Source organism: Shewanella litorisediminis (assembly GCF_016834455.1).
Lineage (GTDB): Bacteria > Pseudomonadota > Gammaproteobacteria > Enterobacterales > Shewanellaceae > Shewanella > Shewanella litorisediminis.
Genome location: NZ_CP069213.1, coordinates 960,193 through 980,125 on the forward strand (window position 1 = coordinate 960,193; position 19,933 = coordinate 980,125).

Here is a 19,933-nt window from a genome sequence, read left to right on the forward strand (position 1 = left end):
AAATCAGGGCCGTGATCACAGTTTTGAAATCGGTTCGATTTACCGTTTCTCCTCAGCCTTATCGGAGCGCACTATGGCCCAACTGAGCTTGCCCAACGCCACCGCCCAGGACACCAGCCTTATTCATTTGCAATATGGCCTGATGAGTGCCTTCCCCCTGCTGCTGCCTGTGCTCTTCGCCCTGGCGCTGAATCTGTCGCTGCGTAAGAGCGACAGTTGCAGCATTTGTGTGACTCATCTTAAATGGCAACGTAACTCGATGTTCGGCCTGGCCTTGGGTTCTGCTGCCTGGTATTGGCTGCCTGCGGGCTGGATGGCTGCAACGGCGCTGGTGCTGGTGCTTGGCTGGTTTGTACTGCGGGTTGTAAAAGGGTGGGTCAGCCTGATTGATGGGGTTGCCATTCAGCCTGCGCCGCACCGCAAAGAGGCTGCCGGCACCTTTGAATAAGCGTAATTCCGATACCCGAATAACGAAAAGGGGCCTTGTTGGCCCCTTTTGCATTTTTACGCTTTACCGGTCAGACGAAAAACTGCCGTAAAGTTTCACCCAAATGGCTGTCAGCGATGGCGGCATCCAGAGATACCGCCAGCACCAATCCGTCGGCACCGAGGTTTTTAACTGCCTTAGCCTGACGTGGACAGGCTTCTGGCGTCACGGCATAGCTTGGATTGACCAACACAGGAAGGTGGCTTCGTGCTTTCAGCTCCACCAGACCTGCCAAATCCAGGGTGGCCAGTGTGCTGCTCTTAAAGCTGCTGACCCCTGACTCACACAGCATCAGTTGCTGATTGCCTTCGGCCAGAATGGTATCGGCAGCGGCCAAGAGCTCATCGACGTCTGCCATGGTATTGCGCTCCAGAACCACTGGCAGGTGCAGCTTGCCGACCCGCTCCAGCAGGGGCTGATTGAACATCTGTTTGCCCTTTATCAGGATAAGCTCGACCCGGGAGATGGCATGATCCAGTTCTTCTTCTCTGTCTACTGCCGCCGCCGTAATAAGGCCAAACTTTTCTGCAGCCTTGGCACAGGCATCCAGCGCCTTGGCTGGGTAGGGACGCTCTGACAGATTATCCAGCACCAGACCGGCGAAACCAGCGGCTTTAAGTTGCTTGAGGAATGGTTCAAACCCTTCCAGGGTATCCGGCAGTGAAAGCTGGGCGAGGGCACCTGTATGACTATTGCCAATCAGTAAGGCGCCTGCCTGCACTTCGCTGACCGTTTCTTTATATCCTAGACTGTGGCGGGCTGGGGCCAGTTCGCCGTGCTGTACCTGTCGTTTTATAGGACCTGACGCATCGGCACGAAAATGCTCAGGCTCAATCAGCAGCTGGGCATTGGACAGCTGGGTTGGTGCCACGGTCTCGCACGGATAGCAGCCAAGCACCTTGATAAAGCGAGTGATGCGCTCAAGCTCTTTCAGTGCCAGCTGCATGGGAACACTGGCCAGGTTGGCATCGATATCGAGATAAAACATTTCCTCCCAAGGGGTGCCGGGAATCGGCCGGCTCTCCAGCTTACTCATATTGAGGTTATTGGCCTTGAGTACCAGCAAGGCTTCTACCAGTGCGCCGGGCTTTTGGCCTGTTGCCATAATGAGTGTGCACTTGGCGGGCAACTGTTCCGGCACGGCCACGGCTTTACGGGCCACCACGATAAAGCGGCTCTGATTGACCTTTTGATTGGCAAGGCCCTTTTCGATGGCTTCAAGCTGGTAGAGGGCACCACCTTCGGCGCTGCCGATGGCGGCAACCTCACAGCCTTCTGCGGCCTGTACTTTTTCCATGGCCTCCGCGCTGGAGGCGCAATACTCCAGCCTTACCCCGGGATGGCGGGCAAGGTAGCGGCTACATTGGCTTATGGGCTGTGGATGGGCATACAGGGTCTTGATGTCCGAGGCCTTGGTGCCGGGCTTCGCCAGCAGGCAATGTCCCACTTCAATGGTGGTTTCACCCACAATGGCCAGGCTGGTGTGCTGAAGCACGTCGTAGACTTCGTTAATTGAGCCGGAGGAGGTGTTCTCTATTGGCAGGAAACCATAATCGGCATGACCGGATTCCACTGCATGAACGATTTCATCGAAGCTCTGGCAGCCCAAGTCCACCATGTCCACCTGACGGCGCTGACAGTATCGGTTGGCGGCAAGGTATGAATAGGAACCGCGGGCGCCCAGATAAGCAATGCAATACTGCTGTTTTTGGGTTTCCGGGTTGGCGCGGCCATGGAGATAAGCCTGTTGGTTCAGCACCGAGTCCTCGATGATGCTCTGATATAGCTGCATCACAAAGTGCGGGTCCAGCCCTTGCTCGCGCCCTTTTTGCACCAGTCGCGACAACAGTTCGCGCTCGCGCTGGGTATCGCGCACGGGGCGCACATCCACTTCTTTACTGCGAGCCACTTCGAGGCTGAGCTCCCGACGCCGCGCCAGCAATTGCAGCACTGTGTTGTCGATGTCGGTGATCTGCTCCCGGGTTTCACTCAGGGGCTGTGGTTTCTCCATGCTGACCTCTGTTTGTATTAACTGCTTCGCCTGCGAACAAAAAAGCCTCCCGGGGGTGGGAGGCTTTGAATTTTCACTTTCGTTTTTACACAGAAAATCCGCCTCCTCAGGGGAAGTGAATAAAAAAGAAAGTAAAAAATGCGTTCACTGTAGATTTCATGGCATTAAAACTAAAGACTGCGCCCTTGGGTGTCAATCAAAAAATCTGCATATGTTGTACAAAATAAAGCGCACCCGGAGGTGCGCTTTATCATGCTATTAAACGGGGTCAAGCTGCGTATTCCTCCTTATAGTCGTATTCGAAGTCAACTTCTTCGGCGGCTACCCCTTGGGTATCAGCCCGTTTGGCTTCGGGTTTGTGGGTCAGGCGATTGAGCTGTTTCTCCAGCTTTTGTCCCATGGCCGTAATGGCTGCATACAGGTTTTCACTTTTCGCCTGGGCAAATAAGTCTCCTTGTGGCACCCCTACAGAGGCTTCGATTTTAAAGAGGGCTTTCTCCTGGCTGATAATGATATGTGGGTTAATCAGCGGAACATCGTGACGAGCGAGCTTTTCAAAGCGGCTTTCAACACGTTCACGGATAGGAGTAGTGACTTCGAACTGTTTACTGGTGATTTTCAACATATTGTCGAACCTCTTTTTTATTTCCGTGACTTCAGACTACCAAGCTGAATTCTGAAAGTCGTGAGTAAAATCACGTTTTATCAAGGCTAAAATATCGTTCGCTTCTTATTTGAACGCTTGAATCAAAAAGCCCAAAAAAGCCACCGATTTGCTTGAATGTGCCCCAAAAGAGGCGCATATTCGAATGGATAACTCATCCCTGCTTACACTGATTTCCTTCTCTTTCTCCCCCGATTTGATTACCATCCCGATACTTTTTCAGGCTATTTCCTGTGTATGCGGAGGATGTAATGACGCACGCCAAGGTGTGGGATTTGCCCGTCAGGCTTTTTCATTGGTTGATGGTGTCTTTGCTCGGATTGCTCTGGTGGAGCGCCGAGGTGGGCGAGATGCAATGGCATCAGGTATTTGCCTATAGCCTGATGGCGCTGCTGCTGTTCCGGGTCTTGTGGGGCTTTGTTGGCAGTGATACCGCTCGCTTTGCGCACTTTCTGCATCATCCGCTCACCGTAGTGGAATACGCCAAAACGACCGTAAGCAAAGGCGTGAAAGGTCATCATGGCCACAATCCTCTCGGCGGCTACATGGTGTTGGTGCTGCTGTTGTGTTTGGCCCTGCAGTTGATTTCAGGCCTCTTTGCGACCGATGAGGTATTTACCGAGGGACCCTTGGTCAGCATGGTGAGCAGCGATACCGCCTCATGGTTAACCTGGCTGCACAAGCGAAATTTCGACTTGTTGTTAATCCTTGCCGGGGTACATGTGCTCGCCGTGGTGTGGCATCTACTCAAAGGCGATAAATTGCTGGGGGCCATGGTGACGGGTCGGAGGCGCCGAGATGATATCGAGGTAAAATCGGATATCCGCTTTGCTCCACTGTGGAAAGCGGCCATTTTGTTGGTACTGGTAGCCTTACCCGTTGGCTATCTATTGCTGTGGCCTGCTATTCAGGCACTCTAACGGGTGATGCTGACTTAATAAAAAAGCCTGCAGATGCAGGCTTTTTTATCAGACAACCAAGAGCTTAGTCTTTTTTGTAGTTGTCGTGGCAGCCTTTACAGCTCTTGCCGGTATTCATGAATGCTGCCTTGATGGCATCTTTGTCGGTGCCTTTGGCTGCAATTGCCAGCTTGGCCGCGTTTTCCCGGAATTCGCCCATGCGGCTGTCAAAGTCCGCCTGGTTTTCCCAGATTTTCGCCAGGGCTTCGGTGTTGCCTTTATCAGAGCCAGCGATAAAGCCTTCGGCAGGTAACTTGGCGAGGGCTGCTACATTTTCGGCGCGCTGGGCAAACACGTCGGCATTGAATTCTTTCTTACCTTTGAGCATGGCGCTCATGTCACCAAACTGATAAGCAATCAAACCGAATGCAGACTGGCGATAGTGAATGGCGTCATCGGCAGATTCAAAGTTGTTGGCGCTGGCACTAAAAGCCAGCAGGGCGCTCAGGCAAAGCAATGTCTTTTTCATTTTTGTTCTTCCTTGTGGAGTGAATGGGATAGCCTCAAAGGCTGTCATTGTAACCGGAACTTGCACAAACTAAATGACGCATTTTGTTAAATTTTGTTTGGCTAACGCCCCTATGGGCGTTTGTAGAGCAGGCAGGGGCTTGCTACACTGCCGCACATCAATAGATCCCCGGCCGAGAGGATATTATGCGGGCATCCTGGAATTTGGTACTGGACAAAATTCTCGCTCATCCCGAACGGGATGAGCTTATCACCCTGTTTCAGTTACTGCTGACGGAGGAAGAGCGCAGTGCCATCGCCGGGCGTTTGAAGGTGTTTCAACTGTTGCTCGCCGGTGAGCTAAGTCAGCGTCAAATTGCTGCTGAATACCAAATCAGTATCGCCACCATCACCCGCTGCTCCAATTATCTCAAGCATATGAATGAGAGTGAGCGTGCCGTGATAGCCAAACTGATAGTCACAGATCCCGCCGATATTCGCTGATTAAAACCGGCCCTGGGTTGGCAATTGGTGATGTCGATAACTGGAGCGGCTCGCCAGAATATAGAGTCCATACACCAGCAGAATTAATGCTGGAAAGATAAGCCAGGCGTTGCCGGGCTCTGCGAGCAGTAAAACGCTCAGGGCCAGGCAGGCAAATGGCAAGAGCTCATACAGCCCCTTGGGCAACCCGCCTTTTTTTCGCTTGCGCGCCGGATCGGTACGGCGATAGTCAGAGCGAAGGATGTACACCCGCGCCCCCACAAAAAACAGCAGCAGTCCCGCCGCCAGCGATAGCGTGCTTTGTTGCCAGAGCAAGGTGGCTGTTGCGCACAACATGCACAGGTAGGGAAGGCTTTCGTAGAGTGGCTGTTTGAGCATCTAAAGGTCCTTTTCAAATTCCGGCAGTCCTTGCCGAGCTCTATATTAGGCCAAAAGAAAACGCCGACTCAAAAGAGATCGGCGTTTTGCATCAATTTAATAAGAAAGCGTTACAGCTTAGCCGCGACAGCCACAGCCACCGTTACCGTCACAACCGGGTTTGGCTTCTTTCTCTGGGTCCTGTTCGCAGTGACCATGGTCATGATCGTGGCCGCCACAGCATCCACCTTCATCATGATGGTGATGACCACCACCACAGCCACCGTGGGCATGAATATGGCCATGGGCAACTTCTTCGTCGGTTGCCAGACGCACATCTTTCACTTCAACAAAAAAGGTCAGTGACTGGCCTGCCAGCGGGTGGTTACCATCAACCACAACGGTGTTTTCCAGCACTTCAGTTACCTGAACAGGGCGTTGGCCCATTTCGGTTTCTGCAATAAAGCGCATACCGGGCACTATGTCCTGAATATCGCCAAAGGCTTCCAGTGGCACTTCCTGACGCAGGCCATCGTGGTAAGGACCATAGGCTTGTTCACAGTCTACAGTGACTTCGAGGGTATCACCGGCCAGTTTACCTTCCAGGGCATTCTCAAGCCCCGGGATCAGGTTCTCTGCACCGTGCAGGTACACCATGGGATCGGCCTCGAAGGAACTTTCAATCAGCTGGCCCTGGCTGTCGTTCAGGCGATAGTGGATGGTTACCGCACTGTTCTTGGTGATTTTCATACTGCCTCCATATTCGCAATGTGCGCGCATAATACTCTGCTTTTTATGCTCAGGCGATGATTTACATCAGTGATTGTTAACTTAGGCTACTTTTTTCAATCTGGTCCGGATAACGCTGATTAGCCCGTGTAGGGATACGTTTAAATCGAAAGAGACTTAACTAGCTGGAAATTTATGGTAAGTGTTTTTAAATCAATTGATTAGATGGTGATTGGCAAGTTTGACTTACCTTTACGTTAAGTGGTGAAAATTAAGGGGCTAACGGATTTCTATTAGGGTATTTTCATTAACTGGCATCATTGATTGCAGTATCTGAAATATTGTTGCCAATCTGTAAAAAATACTTGATTTTGGGGGTTGACAAGGATTGCCAAAACAAGCAATTCTGTGGGCTCAGTTAAATCAGGAAGTGGATTTTTCCATGCATCAGTCAGGCGCAGTAGTAACCACTATTATTACTACCACCACCATTACCGGAGTGGGGGCGGGCTGATTTTACCCTGAAAAGAATGAACACTAAGGCCCGCTCCCCCAAAAGGAGCGGGTTTTTTGTTTCTGGGGGCGAGCGAGGTAAACGGAGTAGCAAAATGAAAGTCATGAAGTTTGGGGGAACCTCGCTGGCCAACTGGCAGCGATTTGATATGGCGGCGGCCATAGTGGCCAAGGCGGCAAAAACATCGCAAGTCGCAGCTGTGCTTTCTGCACCAGCCACCGTGACCAACGGGTTGTTGGAAATGGTGGATGTCGCCGTAGCAGGTGGTGATTACCATGCCGTGCTTGGCCGAGTTGTCGGTGTGTTTGAGGCGTTGTTTGATGATGCGTGTCATCACCAGGTGCCCCATTGCCGTGAAAACCTCTTTGCCGCGTTGTCCGGCCAGAAGCAGGCTTGGCAAACACGTCTTGAAGGCGTGGCTTTGCTGGGTGAATGCCCCGACGGCGTGCGTGCCGAAATTGTGGTGGCCGGCGAGCGTCTGTCCACCGAGTTGATGGTTGCCTTGATGAGCGCCCACGGGCTAAGCGCCGATAAACTTGACCCCCGGGCGCTGTTTTTAGCCCACGGAACGCCGCTTGAGTCCGTGGTTGACATAGGTGTCAGTAAACCCAGATTCAAACAGCTGCCGCTGGACAGCAAAAGAGTGTGGGTGATGCCGGGCTTTACCGCAGCCGATGACCGGGGCCGTACTGTGACCCTTGGTCGCAACGGCTCGGATTATTCGGCAGCCGTGTTGGCGGCGTGTCTTGACGCCAGTAGCTGTGAGATCTGGACCGATGTGGATGGCGTTTACAATACCGACCCACGGGTGGTGGCCGATGCCAAGTTGCTTTCGCAGTTGTCGTATCAGGAGGCTATGGAACTGTCTTATTTTGGTGCCAAGGTTCTGCACCCGAAGACCATAGCGCCCATCGCCCAGTTTCACATTCCCTGCTACATCAAAAACAGTTTCAATCCCGAGGCGCCGGGTACTTTGGTGTCCAACGCGGCCGATGAAACCGGTCTGCAGGTAAAAGCCATCTCCAGCCTCGACAATCAGACCATGTTTGATGTATCAGGTCCGGGCATGAAAGGCATGGTAGGCATGGCAAGCCGCACCCTGGGAGCCATCGCCCGCGCCGGTGTGTCTGTGTCCCTCATCACCCAGAGCTCCTGCGAATATTCCATCAGCTTTTGCGTTGCAGGCAAAGATGCTTCCAAGGTGCAGTTGGCGCTGGAGCAGGAGTTTGAGCTGGAACTCAAGAGCGAGTTGCTGGAGCCGCTGGAAATGCAATCCGGGCTGGCAATAGTGTCCCTGATTGGCGATGGCATGCGTACCCACAAGGGCGTCGCAGCCAAGTTTTTCTCGGCGCTGGCACAGGCCAGTGTGAATATCCGGGCCATAGCTCAGGGTTCTTCGGAGCGTTCTATCTCCGCCGTGGTGGAGCAGCGCAAGGTGCAAAATGCCATCGGCGCCTGCCATCAGCGCTTCTTCGATGTGCAGCAATATCTGGATGTGTTCCTGATTGGCGCGGGTAACGTGGGGGCAGGGCTGCTTGCCCAGGTGAGAGATCAGGCCGAAGCACTCAAAGAGCAGCACATCAGCATCCGCGTTTGCGGTATCGCCAACTCCCGCAAAATGCTGCTCGATGAACGCGGCATAGACCTGGCCAACTGGCAGGGGCTGCTTAATGACAGCGAAACTGGCTGCGACCTTGGCGCCATGCTGGGCTGGGCTAAAGAAAAGCAGCTGCTTAATCCCGTGCTGGTGGACTGCACCTCGTCGGCAGCCGTTGCCGACCGTTATCTCGAGGTGATGGAAGCCGGTATGCACGTAGTGACCCCAAACAAGAAAGCCAACACCCGCGACCTTGGTTACTACCGTGCCCTGCGTGAGTCTGCCTTGAGGCACAGACGTCAGTTCCTGTACGAGACCAACGTGGGTGCGGGCCTGCCGGTTATCGATAACCTGAAAAAACTGCTGTGTGCCGGTGATAAACTCCATAAGTTCAATGGCATACTCTCAGGCTCTCTGTCGTTTATCTTCGGCAAACTGGATGAGGGTATGAGTCTGTCGGATGCGACCGCCATCGCCCGCGATAAGTGCTTCACTGAACCGGATCCGCGGGATGACCTGTCCGGCATGGACGTGGCCCGCAAGGTGCTGATCCTTGCCCGTGAAGTGGGCATGGAGCTTGAGCTTGACGATGTGGTGGTGGACTCTGTGCTGCCGGCCTCTTTCGACGCCAGTGGCGATGTGAACACCTTTATGGCCAATCTGCCCAAGGCGGATGCTGAGATTGCCGCCATGGTGGAAAACGCCCGCCGTGAGGGCAAGGTGCTGCGCTACGTGGGCCAGATTGATGAGTCTGGCTGCCGGGTGAGTATTCAGGCCGTGGGACCGGATGATCCACTCTTCAGCGTGAAAGGCGGCGAGAACGCGCTTGCCTTCTATAGCCGTTACTATCAGCCTATTCCGTTTGTACTGCGGGGATATGGTGCGGGTACTGATGTGACTGCGGCCGGCGCCTTCGCCGACTTGCTGCGTACCCTGAACTGGACCCGTGAGGTAAGTTTATGAGTTTGACCGTGTATGCCCCGGCTTCCATGGGAAATGTGGGGGTAGGATTCGATTTGCTCGGTGCGGCGCTCGCGCCTGTGGATGGCAGCTTGCTGGGTGACAGAGTCATGATTGCCCCGGCGGACAAGGGCTTAAGTCTCGAAACCACAGGCGTCTGGGCCCACAAGCTGCCTGCCAATCCGGAGGAGAACATCGTTTGGCAGTGTGCCGAGTTCTTTTTGCAGCGTTTGGGCAAGGAAGGGCTGGGCATAGCGTTGACGTTGGAGAAAAACCTGCCGGTGGGCAGTGGCCTTGGCTCCAGTGCCAGTTCCGTTGTTGCCGCGCTTTATGCCCTTAACGAGTATTTCGATAAGCCTTATGAGCAGCAGCCTCTGCTGGCGCTGATGGGCGAATTCGAGGGTAAGATCAGTGGCTCGGTGCATTACGATAACGTGGCGCCCTGTTACCTTGGCGGTATGCAACTGATGCTGGACCTGCCCGGGCGTATCTGTGAGGCCATTCCCAGCTTTGAGCACTGGTATTGGGTCGTGGCCTATCCGGGGATTTCTCTGTCCACCGCCAAGATGCGGGCGCTGATGCCGGATAGTTACGATAAGTCAGTGGTCATCGATTTTGGCCGTCATCTGTCGGCTTTTGTGCACGCATCTTACCGTCAGGATGAAGCCCTGGCGCTTGCGGTGCTCAAAGATGTGCTGGCCGAGCCTTACCGGGCGTCAGCCATTCCCGGTTATCTTGAGGCCCGTGAGGCGCTGGCCAAACTTGATATGCTGACCAGCGGCATCTCTGGCAGTGGCCCCACACTTTTTTCAGTCACCTCCAGCCTCGAGACCGCCGAGTCGGCCAAGGCCTGGCTGGAAGCCAATTATCTCTCAGAGGGCGGATTTGCCCACGTGTGCCGCCTGGATATGCAAGGCACCCGAGTCGTAGCGAGCGAACGTTAAGGATAAGCAATGGAACTATACAATCTTAAGCACCCCGACGAGCGGGTGAGTTTTTCCCAGGCGGTAAAGTTGGGGCTGGGCAAAGACCGGGGGCTGTTTTTCCCCACCCGTATTCCGCTGCTCGACGACGTAGAAGCCTTGCTGGCACTGCCCTTTGGCGAACGCAGCAAACGTGTGCTGGGTGCCTGGCTTGCCGATGAGCTTGGGCAAGAGGTAGTGGATGCACTTGTCGACAAGGCCTTTACCTTCCCGGTCCCACTTGTGAAAGTGGACGATAAGCGTTATTGCCTGGAGCTTTTCCACGGCCCGACCCTGGCATTCAAAGACTTTGGCGCCCGCTTTATGGCCCAGTGCCTGAATGTGCTGGCCGGTGATGAGCGGCTGACCATTCTTACTGCTACCTCTGGCGACACGGGGGCTGCGGTGGCTGATGCCTTCTATGGATTGGAAAAGGTACAGGTGTGTGTGCTCTATCCCAAAGGCAAAATCAGTCTGCTGCAGGAAAAGATGTTTACCACTCTGGGCAACAACATCCATACCGTTGCGGTTGAATCCGACTTCGATGCCTGCCAGGCACTGGTGAAGCAGGCCTTTGATGATGCCGAAGTGCGTGACGGTTTGCACTTGAACTCGGCTAATTCCATCAATATCAGCCGTTTGCTGGCGCAGATTTGCTATTACTTCGAGGCCGTGGCCCAGTATCGCAAGGATCACGTAGATGCGCCTGTTATTGCCGTGCCCAGTGGTAACTTCGGTAACCTCACGGCGGGATTCTTTGCCAAGGCCATGGGGCTGCCGGTGAAACGTTTTGTGGCCGCGACCAACAGCAATGATACGGTACCGCGCTATCTGGCGAGTTCAAGTTGGCAGGTGAATCCCACCGTGGCCACCATGTCCAACGCCATGGATGTGGCGGACCCCAGTAATTGGCCAAGGGTCGAGACAATCGCCAGGGTCATGAACTGGTCCCTCACAGAGATTGATGGCGTGGCAATGGATGAATACCAAACCCGTGACGCTTTGCTGGCACTGCAAGCCGATGGCTACTTATCCGAGCCCCACGCCGCGATTGCGGCTGAGGCCCTAAGCGTCAGGCTTGGGAAAGACGAGCGGGGCATTTTTCTCGGCACGGCTCATCCTGCGAAATTCAAAGATGTGGTAGACCGTGAACTGTCGTTGAACTTGCCTTTGCCTCCCGAGCTTGCGGCCGTTGCCGATAAATCTGTGTTGTCGGCCACGCTGGCACAGGACTTTGCCGCACTGAAGGCCCATCTGTTTGCAACCTTACGCGACTGAGCTGGATGTCATTTATAAAGGAGGCCAAAGGCCTCCTTTTTTATGAAATAAGAACCATCCGCTCATTTATCTGCAGCAATTCGGTAAAGCTTGACTAAGCTTTAGGTAAATTGCTGAAGTTACAGGATTGACTGGAATGGAATCTGGTTCCGCGAACATGCTTTTCGATGCCCGTCACGCCTTGTTGGATCCACTCTTTCTTGCCGAACTGGGTAAGCTTCAGGCTCGCTTTATTCGCGGGGAGGATGTGATATTGCCTCTGTGCCGCATATTGGCTGAACAGAGTGGGGCACAGGCTGTATTGGTGATAGATGCTTCCTCGAGCAATGCACAGGAAATGCCTGAGTCTGCCGCATGCTGGTGCCGCGACCCAGTGCGTTACCTCACCCTCTGGAAAGACGTTCGTGACTGGCCTTTCTCACATCAGGATCCCTTGGTGCATTACTGGCATAAGTTTGTGGTTTGGCCGGTCAAGCACACCGACTTGCTGGTGTTTTTCCATACCCCCAAAGATGCCTGGTTAGGCTTTTTGCAGAGTTTCAGTGAGTTGCTTGCCGATATCTTGATGGGAATATTGACGCTGCACACTGAGCATTGGCGTGAGCGTGGGGGCAGGGAGGAAATTGGCGACATAGAGAACATCATGTTCCGCTCCATTGTCAGAAACAGCGATGATTTCATCATGGTGGTTAAGCAGTTCCACGACGGAAACAGTGAGATTGTGTACGCCAACGCCGCGGTTACTTGCATCAGTCTGTACCCACGCAGCGAACTCAAAGGCATGTCTCTGGGTAAACTCTTTCCAAAAGGCGTCCAGGCATCTGGTAACGACGTGGACCTTTACGACATTCTCTGCTCGGGCAAAGACTTTAACGGTGAGGTCTACTGCACCAAGGCCAATGGGGAATTGGCGATTTTACATTTACACGTAGTCGCACTGGAGCAGGACAGTAAAGGGGGACTGTATGCACTTATCGGCCGCGATTACACCGAATTCAAAGCCATGGAAAAAACAGTCAGCCGGGCGCAGAAAATGCAGGCCATAGGCCAGCTGGTGGGAGGGATTGCCCATGACTTCAACAATATTTTGGGGGTTTTGAAAGGTAATCTCGAGCTGATGCAGCTAAAAAATAAAGACGAACGGCTGGATAACTACCTCGCTACAGCGCTTAAATCCTGCCAACGGGGCACCGAACTCACCCGTCGGCTGTTACAGTTTTCCCGGCAAGAGCAATTTAACGCACAGCATTGTCAGGTAAATGAAGTGATAGAGGGATTAAGAGATCTCTTTGCCAAATCCCTGACCAGCCAGGTGACGTTGAATGTGCAGGCTGCCCCCTTTACCCGGGATGTCATGGTCGATAAGGGAGACCTGGAAGATGCGCTGCTGAATCTGGTGATTAATGCCAGGGATGCCATGAATGGAGAGGGAGCCTTAACCATTGCGACCGGTGAGTCAGAGCTTGCAGGTTATCTGCCTGGGGTCGGCGAGCGGGTACTGGTAGAGCCTGCCTGTTATGTGTGGATTTCTGTCACTGATTCTGGCCACGGCATTCCGGCGCAGCTGCTTGATAAAATCTTCGAGCCCTTTTTTACCACCAAAGACAAGAGTAAGGGAACCGGTCTTGGACTCTCCATGGTCTATGGTTTTGTAAAGCGCTCTCGTGGCTACATGAATGTGCTCAGTACAGGACCTCAAGGTACTGAAATACGGCTTTGGTTTCCGGCAACGGCAATTAAAAGCGCGGCCTCGGCCAAGGCGTTGGTCACGGAAGCTACTGTTCCCAAGGTGAAAGGCCCGCTCAAAGCATTGCTGGTTGACGATGAACCAGAGCTTCTCAAGGTGCTGCGGGATTATTGTGAGCTCATGGGCATGGAGGTTGAAACCTTCAGTGACGGTGTCACTTTTCGAAAGAGCTTTCAAAGTAAGCCCTGTGATGCCGGGCTACTCATTACCGATGTGCTGATGCCGGGCGGCATTAACGGGTATGAGTTGGCCAGCGAAACAATAGCAAAGCATCCCATGTCTGTGCTTTTGGTGTCGGGATTTATTGAAGATATCGGCGTGAACCGATATGAAGAAATGCCGTTCAAAGTGCTACACAAGCCTTTTGATTTACACGCATTTGCCAATGCGCTGGCTGAAGTGGGCGTCAGTTTCAAGGATACGGAGAGTTAATCAGATGGAACAACTGAAAGTGTGGATTGTGGACGATGACAATGACTACTGCCATTTGATGCGGGAGGTATTGCAGGAGGACTATGACGTCCGTCTGTTTCTGGATGCTGACTCTTACTCAAAAGCCATGGGGGCAGAAACGCCGGACATCGTCCTGATGGACATCAATTTACCCGATGTGTCGGGAATCGAATTATGCAAGTCGCTGCATACCCGGGGCATAGACAGCGCAGTTATTTTTGTGTCGGGAATGAATACGCTGGAAGAACGCCTTAAAGCCTATGAGGCCGGGGGAGTGGACTTCATCGCCAAACCTTTTGAACTCAAAGAGCTGATGGCGAAAACCAATGCGGTGGCCAACTATCAACACAAAAAAAGGGCGCTCGCAGAGGCTGAAAGCTTCTCGCGAAACATGGCATTCCAGTCGATGAATGAGTCGTCCCAGTATGGAGCCGTATTGCAGTTTTTCCGGCAGTGCTTTTTATGTCAGGACTATCAGGCGTTGGCGGATGCCTTCTTTGGCTTGATGATGCAGCTCGATTTAAAAACTTGTCTTGAAATCCGGGTCGATGAAACCCTGTACTTTGTGCCTGAGCACACGGCAATCAGCCCCATTGAAGCCAATATTTTTGAACTGCTTGATCACCAAGGGCGGTTGTTCGACTTTGGATCCAGAACTATCTGTAACGACAACCATGTGTCATTTCTAATCAAGAACATGCCGCTTCATGATGAGGTGTTGTATGGCCGCTTGAGGGACGTCATCGCGGTCGTTGTTGAGGGGCTTGAGGCTCGAATCATCGATATTCAGCGCCAGCAAACCTTGCAACGTGCAGTGACAGATATCAGGCGTTTGTTGGCCGGGTTATCCGACAGCATCCATGAAAGTGATGAACAGTTTTGCCATGCGCTGTCCAATATCACCACAGAAATTCGGGCAAGCTTTCATGTGCTGGACATGACTGAGGATCAGGAGAACTTTTTCACCGGGTTGGTTGAGCGAAACCTGCGAGAAGCCAACTCGGCGAGCAACTCCTTTTTACGTTTGCAAACCTCCTTAAAGTCTGTTGTTGCTGTATTGGAGCGCAGTACTGCATGAGCTAAAAGCTTGATCTCTATCACGTTGGTCTTTTAAGGCCCTTTGTTATAGTGGTTAAGCGTCTGACGCTTTACTAGTATTGAATAAGGCAGGCACTGGCGAGGGGAGAGGGTTATGCTCAACCGATTGATGAGGGATCACAAGCATATTGCGATATTGCTGAAGATCCTCAATAAAAAACGCATCTTACTGGAAAACGGTGAGAGCGTTAATTTTAATCTGGTTCGTGACATTGTGGAGTACATGCAAAGCTATGCCGAGCACAGTCATCATCCGCTGGAGGATGTGATTTACGAGTATTGTCTCGATAAATACCCTGATTTGCCGCGCTTGGACAGATTGAATGAAGAGCATCAGGAGTTGGTGGCGTCGTCAGCCTCATTAATGTCGACGTTGAATCTTATTCTTAACGATGTTGTGGTGGCTAAAGAAAAACTGATTGGCGATCTTTCCGGTTACGTCAGCGCACAGGAAGCGCATATGCTGTTTGAAGAGCGTGAGCTTTTTCCTATATTAGCTAAAGATCTCAAGGATGCAGACTGGCATGAAATCAACGAACGTTGTTTGAATAAACTGATGGATGACCCACTCTTCAGTGACGATGATAATCAACTGTTTGATGAACTCCGAAATTACCTCGCCCTGTCAGATTGACCGTGATAACAGGACCATAAAAAAGAGCGCTTAAGCGCTCTTTTTTACAACAGGGGGATTAATCCATCAGAGAATCAATGTCGTAAGCGAAGTTGGAGTCGATATCCTGCAATTCCTTCAGCAGGCGATGCTTATCCTTCAGCGCCTCGATTTCCCTCCATTTGCGTTTTTTGTTGGAGCCTTTAGAGCGACCTGGTCTTTCTACGACTTCATCTAGCGCACTACCATAATCTAAACGATCCATGGCAACCTCCTGTTGTTGTATGTTTTCTCAGCAACTAAATACCACACATCGCAAACAGGGTGCAAGAATAATGTTTCAATTGTGTTAAGCAAAAATGAAACTTGGATGATCTTCGTAGAGGATTAAATAACTGACTGAATTTAAATAAAAAGGCCGATAATTTATCGGCCTTTGATTATTAAGGAGAAAACGTCTGGTTAAATTTGCCCTTTGCGGAACAAATTAATGAGCGCGTTACTGGAGGAGTCCAGTGCACTGGCATCTTCATCGGCGGTCAGGCGCGCCAGCACATCATTGCCCAGAGTCTTGCCAAGCTCCACGCCCCACTGGTCGAAAGAGTTAATATCCCAAATAACACCCTGAACAAAGGTTCTGTGCTCGTACAGTGCAATCAGGGCGCCCAGTGTGGAAGGCGTCAGTTTGTCCATCAACAGGGTGTTGCTGGGCTTATTGCCTTCCATCACTTTATGACGGGCTATCAGGGTCTTTTCATCATCACTGAGGTTGCTTGCAGCCAGTTCAGCCAGGGCTTCTTCGAAGGTGCGCCCCTGCATCAATGCCTGGGTTTGTCCAAAGCAGTTGGAGGCCAGCTGCACGTGGTGTTCACCCAGCGGATTATGGCTTTGAAGTGGCATGATGAAATCGGCTGGGATGAGGGCCGTGCCCTGATGTAGCAGTTGGTGGTAAGCATGCTGACCGTTGGTGCCTTCGCCGCCCCAAATAACAGGGCCTGTGCTGAAATCCACGGTCTCGCCATCCATCATCACAGACTTGCCGTTACTTTCCATATCGAGCTGTTGGAAGTACGCCGGCAGACCGCGAAGGTAATGATCGTAGGTCAGTACTACATGCGATTGGGCGTTGAAGAAGTTGCCATACCACACCGACAGCAGACCCATAATGACCGGCATGTTCTCGGCCAGCGGCGCTGAGGTGAAGTGCTCATCCATGCTGCGGGCGCCGGCGAGCAGTGCGCGGTAGTTATCCATGCCAACCATCAGGGCAATGGGCAGACCGATTGCTGACCAGAGTGAGTAACGGCCGCCAACCCAGTCCCACATTGGGAAGATATTGGCTTCATCGATGCCAAAATCTGTCGCCTTGGCTACGTTTGAGGTCACAGCGGCAAAGTGTTTGGCTACATCAGCCTGCGTAGCACCGCTTTTAAGGAACCAGTCCCTGGCGCTCAGGGTATTGGTCAGGGTTTCCTGGGTGCCAAACGATTTGGATGACATCAGGAACAGGGTGGTTTCCGGGTCAACCAGCTTGAGTTTCTCTACCAGTGAGGTGGCGTCAACATTGGCAACGAAGTGACAGTTCAGTTTGCCAGTCCAGTATGGACGCAGCGCCTGGGTGACAATTTTGGGACCGAGGAAGGAGCCGCCAATACCTATGCTGACGATATCTGTGATTGCTTTGCCGGTGTAGCCGCGCCATTCGCCGGAGGTAACAGAGGCAACGAAGGATTCGATTTTATCCAGAGTGGTATGAACTTCCGGCACTACGTTGACGCCATCCACCCCCACCGCAACGCCCTTGGGAGCACGCAGCGCGGTGTGGAGCACAGCACGCTTTTCAGTGGTGTTGATTATCTCACCATTGAACATGGCCTTGATACGCGCTTCAAGCTGAGCTTGCTGCGCCAGACCAAAGAGGGCACTGAGCACGGCATCGTTGACGCGGTTTTTGGAGTAATCCAGAAACAGGCCGCAGGCTTTCAGCGACATCTTATTGAAACGTGCGCTGTCAGTCGCAAAAAGTTCACGCATATGGGGCAGTTTGTTGGAATATTCCTTCAGTTTCTGCCACTCAGGAGTGTTGGTAACTCGACTCATTCGTTGCTTCCCCGCATTATCAGGCCAGTTTGGCCTTAAGCATCTCTTCCAGTTTGCCTTGATCGATGGCGAAATTACGGATCCCTTCGGCCAGCTTCTCAACCGCCATGGCGTCCTCGTTCATCTCCCAGCGGAACTCGGCTTCGCTCATCACAGGGCCCGGAGCAACCGTTTCTGTCGCAGGCATCAACTTACGGACCACAGGAGTGTTGCTGGCAGCCATCTCTTCGAGCAGTGACGGACCGATGGTCAGGCGGTCACAGCCGGCCAGTTCAATGATTTCGCCGGTGTTGCGAAAGCTCGCGCCCATCACCACAGTCTTGTAGCCATGGCGCTTATAGTAGTTGTAGATGTCAGTCACAGACACCACGCCCGGGTCTTCACTGGCGCTGTAATCCTTGCCGGTAGACTTCTTGTACCAGTCTAGAATGCGGCCAACGAAGGGTGAAATCAGAAACACACCGGCTTCGGCACAGGCGCGTGCCTGGGCAAAGCTGAACAGCAGCGTGAGATTACAGTTGATACCTTCTGCTTCCAGCTCCTTGGCGGCGCAGATGCCTTCCCAGGTAGAAGCAAGCTTGATAAGAATGCGGCTCTTGTCGATGCCGGCTTCCTCATACAGACGGATAAGCTTGTGGGCCTTGGCGATAGAAGCGGCTTTGTCGAAAGACAGACGGGCATCCACCTCGGTGGAGATACGGCCGGGTACCAGTTTGAGGATTTCCAGGCCGATGTTGACAGCCAGTTTATCGGCGGCATCTTCAATTTGGGTGTTAAGGTCGTCGCTCTGGGTCTTGGCCCAGGCAATAGCATTGTCGATAATACCTGAATATTCGGGAATTTGTGCCGCTTTAAGGATCAATGAAGGATTGGTGGTAGCATCTTCAGGCTGAGAGCGTTTGATGGCTTCGATATCGCCGGTATCAGCGACTATGGTAGTAAAGGATTTGAGTTGCTCTAAGGTATTGGCCATGGATCTTGTCCTTTTCGAAATGCTGCCGGAGCACCGGGGTTATAGACTCAATATTAGAAGCGATTTTGCGCTTTTTTCCAACCGCGGCATGAAAAAAAATTACAAAACAGACTTAAAATTTCCAAATAACGCCAGCTGGGTCTTTAAATCGCATCAGGCAAAGAAAAAAGCCACTGCTGGGCAGTGGCTTTATAAGTGACAACTCACAGATTACTTGAGTACTGGTACCTTTTCAGTACCGGTCACAACGGCTTCTACACGGCGGTTGGCAGCGTGAGCTTCAGCGGTGTTGCCATCCATTACCGGACGGGTAATACCATAACCCTTGGCAGTCACGCGCTCAGCGCTGATGCCGTACTTTTCAACCAGCAGTTTGGCAGCGGCATGGGCGCGCTTTTCAGACAGCGTCATGTTGTAGTCAGGGTTACCCACGTTGGAAGCATGACCACCGATTTCAACGGTAGAACCTGGGTGCTGGTTCATGTAGTTTGCCAGTTTCTCAACAGACCCATAGGAAGCTTTATGGATAACAGAAGAGTTGTTGGCAAAGCGCAGTGAACCCAGGTTATGGGTGGTCACATCGTCTTTGTAAACGGTACAACCGTAGGCATCAACCTTGTGATCCGCTGGAGTGGCTGGGCACTTGTCCAGATCATCGTTTACACCGTCATTATCTGAATCAACAGCGGCTACTACGACTGGAGCTAATACCGGAGCGGCCTTACTGCCGAAACGATAGCTTAGCTCAAGACCCCAGTAGTTGCTTTCCATCTCGAGGGTATTCCAAATCTCTTCATCGAGATTTTCGTAGCGACGATATTTGGCAGACAGCTTCAGGTTGTCGGTGAAGTTGTAACCGATACCGGCACCCACAAATGGCGCAATACCGCTGTCACTATAATAGTTGGAGCCCCAACGTTTGTTGTTATAAACCAGATAGTTCATAGCACCGGCTTCAGCAGAAAGACTCCATTTGCTCGCGAATGGCCAGAAAGCAACCAGACCCAGGGTGGTGCCCTTGGCGCCTACGTCATTCAGGTTATTGGAGTAGTCGGTCCACTCGGCTCGGCCCAGGTCACGGTAACCCAGCTCGACACCGAAGTAGTCGTTGAACAGATAGCCGGCAAATACGTCCCAAGCATAAGGACTGTCTTCACCACAGGAACGCATGGTTTTTTGATCGCAGGCTGGCTCATAGTTGTTGATACCAACACCGCCACCCACATACCAAGGGCTCATGCCCTCATCAGACGCCATAACGCCAAATGGCAGCGCCGATGCGAGCAGTGCAATTTTCAATGAGTTTTTCATCATAATTCTCCAAGTCCATTATTTGATTTTCCACCATGATGCTCATTAGGAAGTTGGAGCATAGCTTGCGCTTCGCGTGGTGATCCCTTTGTATTTTAGCAAGCCATCCATATTATCGGTGCTAAATTGTTGAATTTCTAGAGTACAAAGTTCCTTTTAATTGAAAAAT

Annotated in this window: 19 protein-coding genes and 1 other annotated feature; of the genes, 10 read left to right on the top strand and 9 right to left on the bottom strand. The window is 52.3% G+C overall.

The genetic code is table 11. From position 1 onward, the window contains the following. The first annotated feature begins 73 nt into the window (after positions 1-73). Positions 74-448, top strand: coding sequence for a hypothetical protein (locus tag JQC75_RS04255; RefSeq protein WP_203326237.1), 375 nt, complete (start codon positions 74-76; stop codon positions 446-448). 70 nt (positions 449-518) lie between these two features. On the opposite strand, the gene JQC75_RS04260 is transcribed toward JQC75_RS04255, so the two are convergent. Together JQC75_RS04260 and hpf are read right to left on the bottom strand one after the other, a co-directional pair. Then, a complete protein-coding gene (locus JQC75_RS04260; RefSeq protein WP_203326238.1) occupies positions 519-2,498 on the bottom strand; it encodes a chorismate mutase in 1,980 nt (659 codons plus the stop codon). A 35-nt stretch (positions 2,499-2,533) separates the two neighbouring features. Next, positions 2,534-2,659: a sequence feature (Phe leader region), on the bottom strand. Between the two features lie 107 nt (positions 2,660-2,766). Next, a complete protein-coding gene (gene hpf / locus JQC75_RS04265; RefSeq protein WP_203326239.1) occupies positions 2,767-3,123 on the bottom strand; it encodes a ribosome hibernation-promoting factor, HPF/YfiA family in 357 nt (118 codons plus the stop codon). A gap of 290 nt (positions 3,124-3,413) precedes the next feature. Between hpf and JQC75_RS04270 the strand changes: the two genes are divergently transcribed. Beyond that, entirely contained in the window at positions 3,414-4,082 is a 669-nt protein-coding gene (locus JQC75_RS04270; RefSeq protein ID WP_203326240.1) for a cytochrome b/b6 domain-containing protein, read from the top strand. A 64-nt stretch (positions 4,083-4,146) separates the two neighbouring features. On the opposite strand, the gene JQC75_RS04275 is transcribed toward JQC75_RS04270, so the two are convergent. After that, entirely contained in the window at positions 4,147-4,590 is a 444-nt protein-coding gene (locus JQC75_RS04275; protein ID WP_203326241.1) for a c-type cytochrome, read from the bottom strand. A gap of 185 nt (positions 4,591-4,775) precedes the next feature. Here JQC75_RS04275 and trpR point away from each other — a divergent pair, with 185 nt between their 5' ends. Beyond that, positions 4,776-5,072, top strand: coding sequence for a trp operon repressor (gene trpR, locus JQC75_RS04280; RefSeq protein ID WP_203326242.1), 297 nt, complete (start codon positions 4,776-4,778; stop codon positions 5,070-5,072). On the opposite strand, the gene JQC75_RS04285 is transcribed toward trpR, so the two are convergent. Both JQC75_RS04285 and slyD read right to left on the bottom strand, forming a co-directional pair. Then, complete coding sequence (locus JQC75_RS04285) at positions 5,073-5,450, bottom strand: hypothetical protein (RefSeq protein ID WP_203326243.1); 378 nt, start codon at positions 5,448-5,450, stop codon at positions 5,073-5,075. A 117-nt stretch (positions 5,451-5,567) separates the two neighbouring features. Next, positions 5,568-6,179 carry a peptidylprolyl isomerase gene (gene slyD / locus JQC75_RS04290; RefSeq protein WP_203326244.1) on the bottom strand — a complete coding sequence of 204 codons (612 nt, stop codon included), beginning with the start codon at positions 6,177-6,179 and terminating at the stop codon, positions 5,568-5,570. A gap of 587 nt (positions 6,180-6,766) precedes the next feature. Here slyD and thrA point away from each other — a divergent pair. The 6 genes from thrA to JQC75_RS04320 all read left to right on the top strand — a co-directional run bounded on the left by thrA (position 6,767) and on the right by JQC75_RS04320 (position 15,401). After that, complete coding sequence (gene thrA, locus JQC75_RS04295) at positions 6,767-9,232, top strand: bifunctional aspartate kinase/homoserine dehydrogenase I (protein WP_203326245.1); 2,466 nt, start codon at positions 6,767-6,769, stop codon at positions 9,230-9,232. Continuing rightward, positions 9,229-10,173, top strand: a complete 945-nt coding sequence (gene thrB / locus JQC75_RS04300; protein ID WP_203326246.1) for a homoserine kinase — start codon at positions 9,229-9,231, stop codon at positions 10,171-10,173. The genes thrA and thrB overlap by 4 nt, the downstream gene beginning before the upstream one ends. A 9-nt stretch (positions 10,174-10,182) precedes the next feature. After that, a complete protein-coding gene (gene thrC, locus JQC75_RS04305) occupies positions 10,183-11,469 on the top strand; it encodes a threonine synthase (RefSeq protein WP_203326247.1) in 1,287 nt (428 codons plus the stop codon). 136 nt (positions 11,470-11,605) lie between these two features. Then, complete coding sequence (locus JQC75_RS04310) at positions 11,606-13,648, top strand: hybrid sensor histidine kinase/response regulator (protein ID WP_203326248.1); 2,043 nt, start codon at positions 11,606-11,608, stop codon at positions 13,646-13,648. Between the two features lie 4 nt (positions 13,649-13,652). Then, positions 13,653-14,747, top strand: coding sequence for a response regulator transcription factor (locus tag JQC75_RS04315; RefSeq protein WP_203326249.1), 1,095 nt, complete (start codon positions 13,653-13,655; stop codon positions 14,745-14,747). A 114-nt stretch (positions 14,748-14,861) separates the two neighbouring features. Further along, positions 14,862-15,401, top strand: coding sequence for a hemerythrin domain-containing protein (locus JQC75_RS04320; RefSeq protein ID WP_203326250.1), 540 nt, complete (start codon positions 14,862-14,864; stop codon positions 15,399-15,401). Positions 15,402-15,459: 58 nt separating this feature from the next. Here the strand turns inward: JQC75_RS04320 and JQC75_RS04325 are convergent, their stop codons facing one another. The 3 genes from JQC75_RS04325 to tal all read right to left on the bottom strand — a co-directional run bounded on the left by JQC75_RS04325 (position 15,460) and on the right by tal (position 18,453). Then, on the bottom strand, positions 15,460-15,645 hold the full coding sequence (locus JQC75_RS04325; protein ID WP_203326251.1) for a DUF3545 family protein: 186 nt from the start codon (positions 15,643-15,645) through the stop codon (positions 15,460-15,462). Between the two features lie 197 nt (positions 15,646-15,842). Continuing rightward, positions 15,843-17,480 (bottom strand): glucose-6-phosphate isomerase, encoded by a 1,638-nt coding sequence (gene pgi / locus JQC75_RS04330; RefSeq protein ID WP_203326252.1) that lies wholly within the window; start codon positions 17,478-17,480, stop codon positions 15,843-15,845. 19 nt (positions 17,481-17,499) lie between these two features. Continuing rightward, positions 17,500-18,453 carry a transaldolase gene (tal, locus tag JQC75_RS04335; RefSeq protein ID WP_203326253.1) on the bottom strand — a complete coding sequence of 318 codons (954 nt, stop codon included), beginning with the start codon at positions 18,451-18,453 and terminating at the stop codon, positions 17,500-17,502. Between tal and JQC75_RS04340 the strand changes: the two genes are divergently transcribed. After that, positions 18,452-18,652: a hypothetical protein gene (locus JQC75_RS04340; RefSeq protein WP_203326254.1), complete on the top strand. Its 201-nt coding sequence runs from the start codon at positions 18,452-18,454 to the stop codon at positions 18,650-18,652. The genes tal and JQC75_RS04340 overlap by 2 nt on opposite strands. A gap of 11 nt (positions 18,653-18,663) precedes the next feature. Here JQC75_RS04340 and JQC75_RS04345 read toward each other — a convergent pair whose 3' ends face one another. Then, positions 18,664-19,767 (bottom strand): OmpA family protein, encoded by a 1,104-nt coding sequence (locus JQC75_RS04345; RefSeq protein WP_203326255.1) that lies wholly within the window; start codon positions 19,765-19,767, stop codon positions 18,664-18,666. Positions 19,768-19,933 lie beyond the last annotated feature (166 nt).

What these genes read in the sequence shown, in the direction of transcription:
- thrB (WP_203326246.1), top strand. Translation starts at nt 9,229, where the DNA reads ATGAGTTTGACCGTGTATGCCCCGGCTTCCATGGGAAATGTGGGGGTA.
- slyD (WP_203326244.1), bottom strand. Translation starts at nt 6,179, where the DNA reads ATGAAAATCACCAAGAACAGTGCGGTAACCATCCACTATCGCCTGAAC.
- trpR (WP_203326242.1), top strand. Translation starts at nt 4,776, where the DNA reads ATGCGGGCATCCTGGAATTTGGTACTGGACAAAATTCTCGCTCATCCC.
- thrA (WP_203326245.1), top strand. Translation starts at nt 6,767, where the DNA reads ATGAAAGTCATGAAGTTTGGGGGAACCTCGCTGGCCAACTGGCAGCGA.
- JQC75_RS04255 (WP_203326237.1), top strand. Translation starts at nt 74, where the DNA reads ATGGCCCAACTGAGCTTGCCCAACGCCACCGCCCAGGACACCAGCCTT.
- JQC75_RS04325 (WP_203326251.1), bottom strand. Translation starts at nt 15,645, where the DNA reads ATGGATCGTTTAGATTATGGTAGTGCGCTAGATGAAGTCGTAGAAAGA.
- JQC75_RS04285 (WP_203326243.1), bottom strand. Translation starts at nt 5,450, where the DNA reads ATGCTCAAACAGCCACTCTACGAAAGCCTTCCCTACCTGTGCATGTTG.
- tal (WP_203326253.1), bottom strand. Translation starts at nt 18,453, where the DNA reads ATGGCCAATACCTTAGAGCAACTCAAATCCTTTACTACCATAGTCGCT.
- JQC75_RS04315 (WP_203326249.1), top strand. Translation starts at nt 13,653, where the DNA reads ATGGAACAACTGAAAGTGTGGATTGTGGACGATGACAATGACTACTGC.
- JQC75_RS04340 (WP_203326254.1), top strand. Translation starts at nt 18,452, where the DNA reads ATGGATCTTGTCCTTTTCGAAATGCTGCCGGAGCACCGGGGTTATAGA.
- hpf (WP_203326239.1), bottom strand. Translation starts at nt 3,123, where the DNA reads ATGTTGAAAATCACCAGTAAACAGTTCGAAGTCACTACTCCTATCCGT.
- JQC75_RS04310 (WP_203326248.1), top strand. Translation starts at nt 11,606, where the DNA reads ATGGAATCTGGTTCCGCGAACATGCTTTTCGATGCCCGTCACGCCTTG.
- JQC75_RS04275 (WP_203326241.1), bottom strand. Translation starts at nt 4,590, where the DNA reads ATGAAAAAGACATTGCTTTGCCTGAGCGCCCTGCTGGCTTTTAGTGCC.
- thrC (WP_203326247.1), top strand. Translation starts at nt 10,183, where the DNA reads ATGGAACTATACAATCTTAAGCACCCCGACGAGCGGGTGAGTTTTTCC.
- JQC75_RS04345 (WP_203326255.1), bottom strand. Translation starts at nt 19,767, where the DNA reads ATGATGAAAAACTCATTGAAAATTGCACTGCTCGCATCGGCGCTGCCA.
- JQC75_RS04320 (WP_203326250.1), top strand. Translation starts at nt 14,862, where the DNA reads ATGCTCAACCGATTGATGAGGGATCACAAGCATATTGCGATATTGCTG.
- JQC75_RS04270 (WP_203326240.1), top strand. Translation starts at nt 3,414, where the DNA reads ATGACGCACGCCAAGGTGTGGGATTTGCCCGTCAGGCTTTTTCATTGG.
- pgi (WP_203326252.1), bottom strand. Translation starts at nt 17,480, where the DNA reads ATGAGTCGAGTTACCAACACTCCTGAGTGGCAGAAACTGAAGGAATAT.
- JQC75_RS04260 (WP_203326238.1), bottom strand. Translation starts at nt 2,498, where the DNA reads ATGGAGAAACCACAGCCCCTGAGTGAAACCCGGGAGCAGATCACCGAC.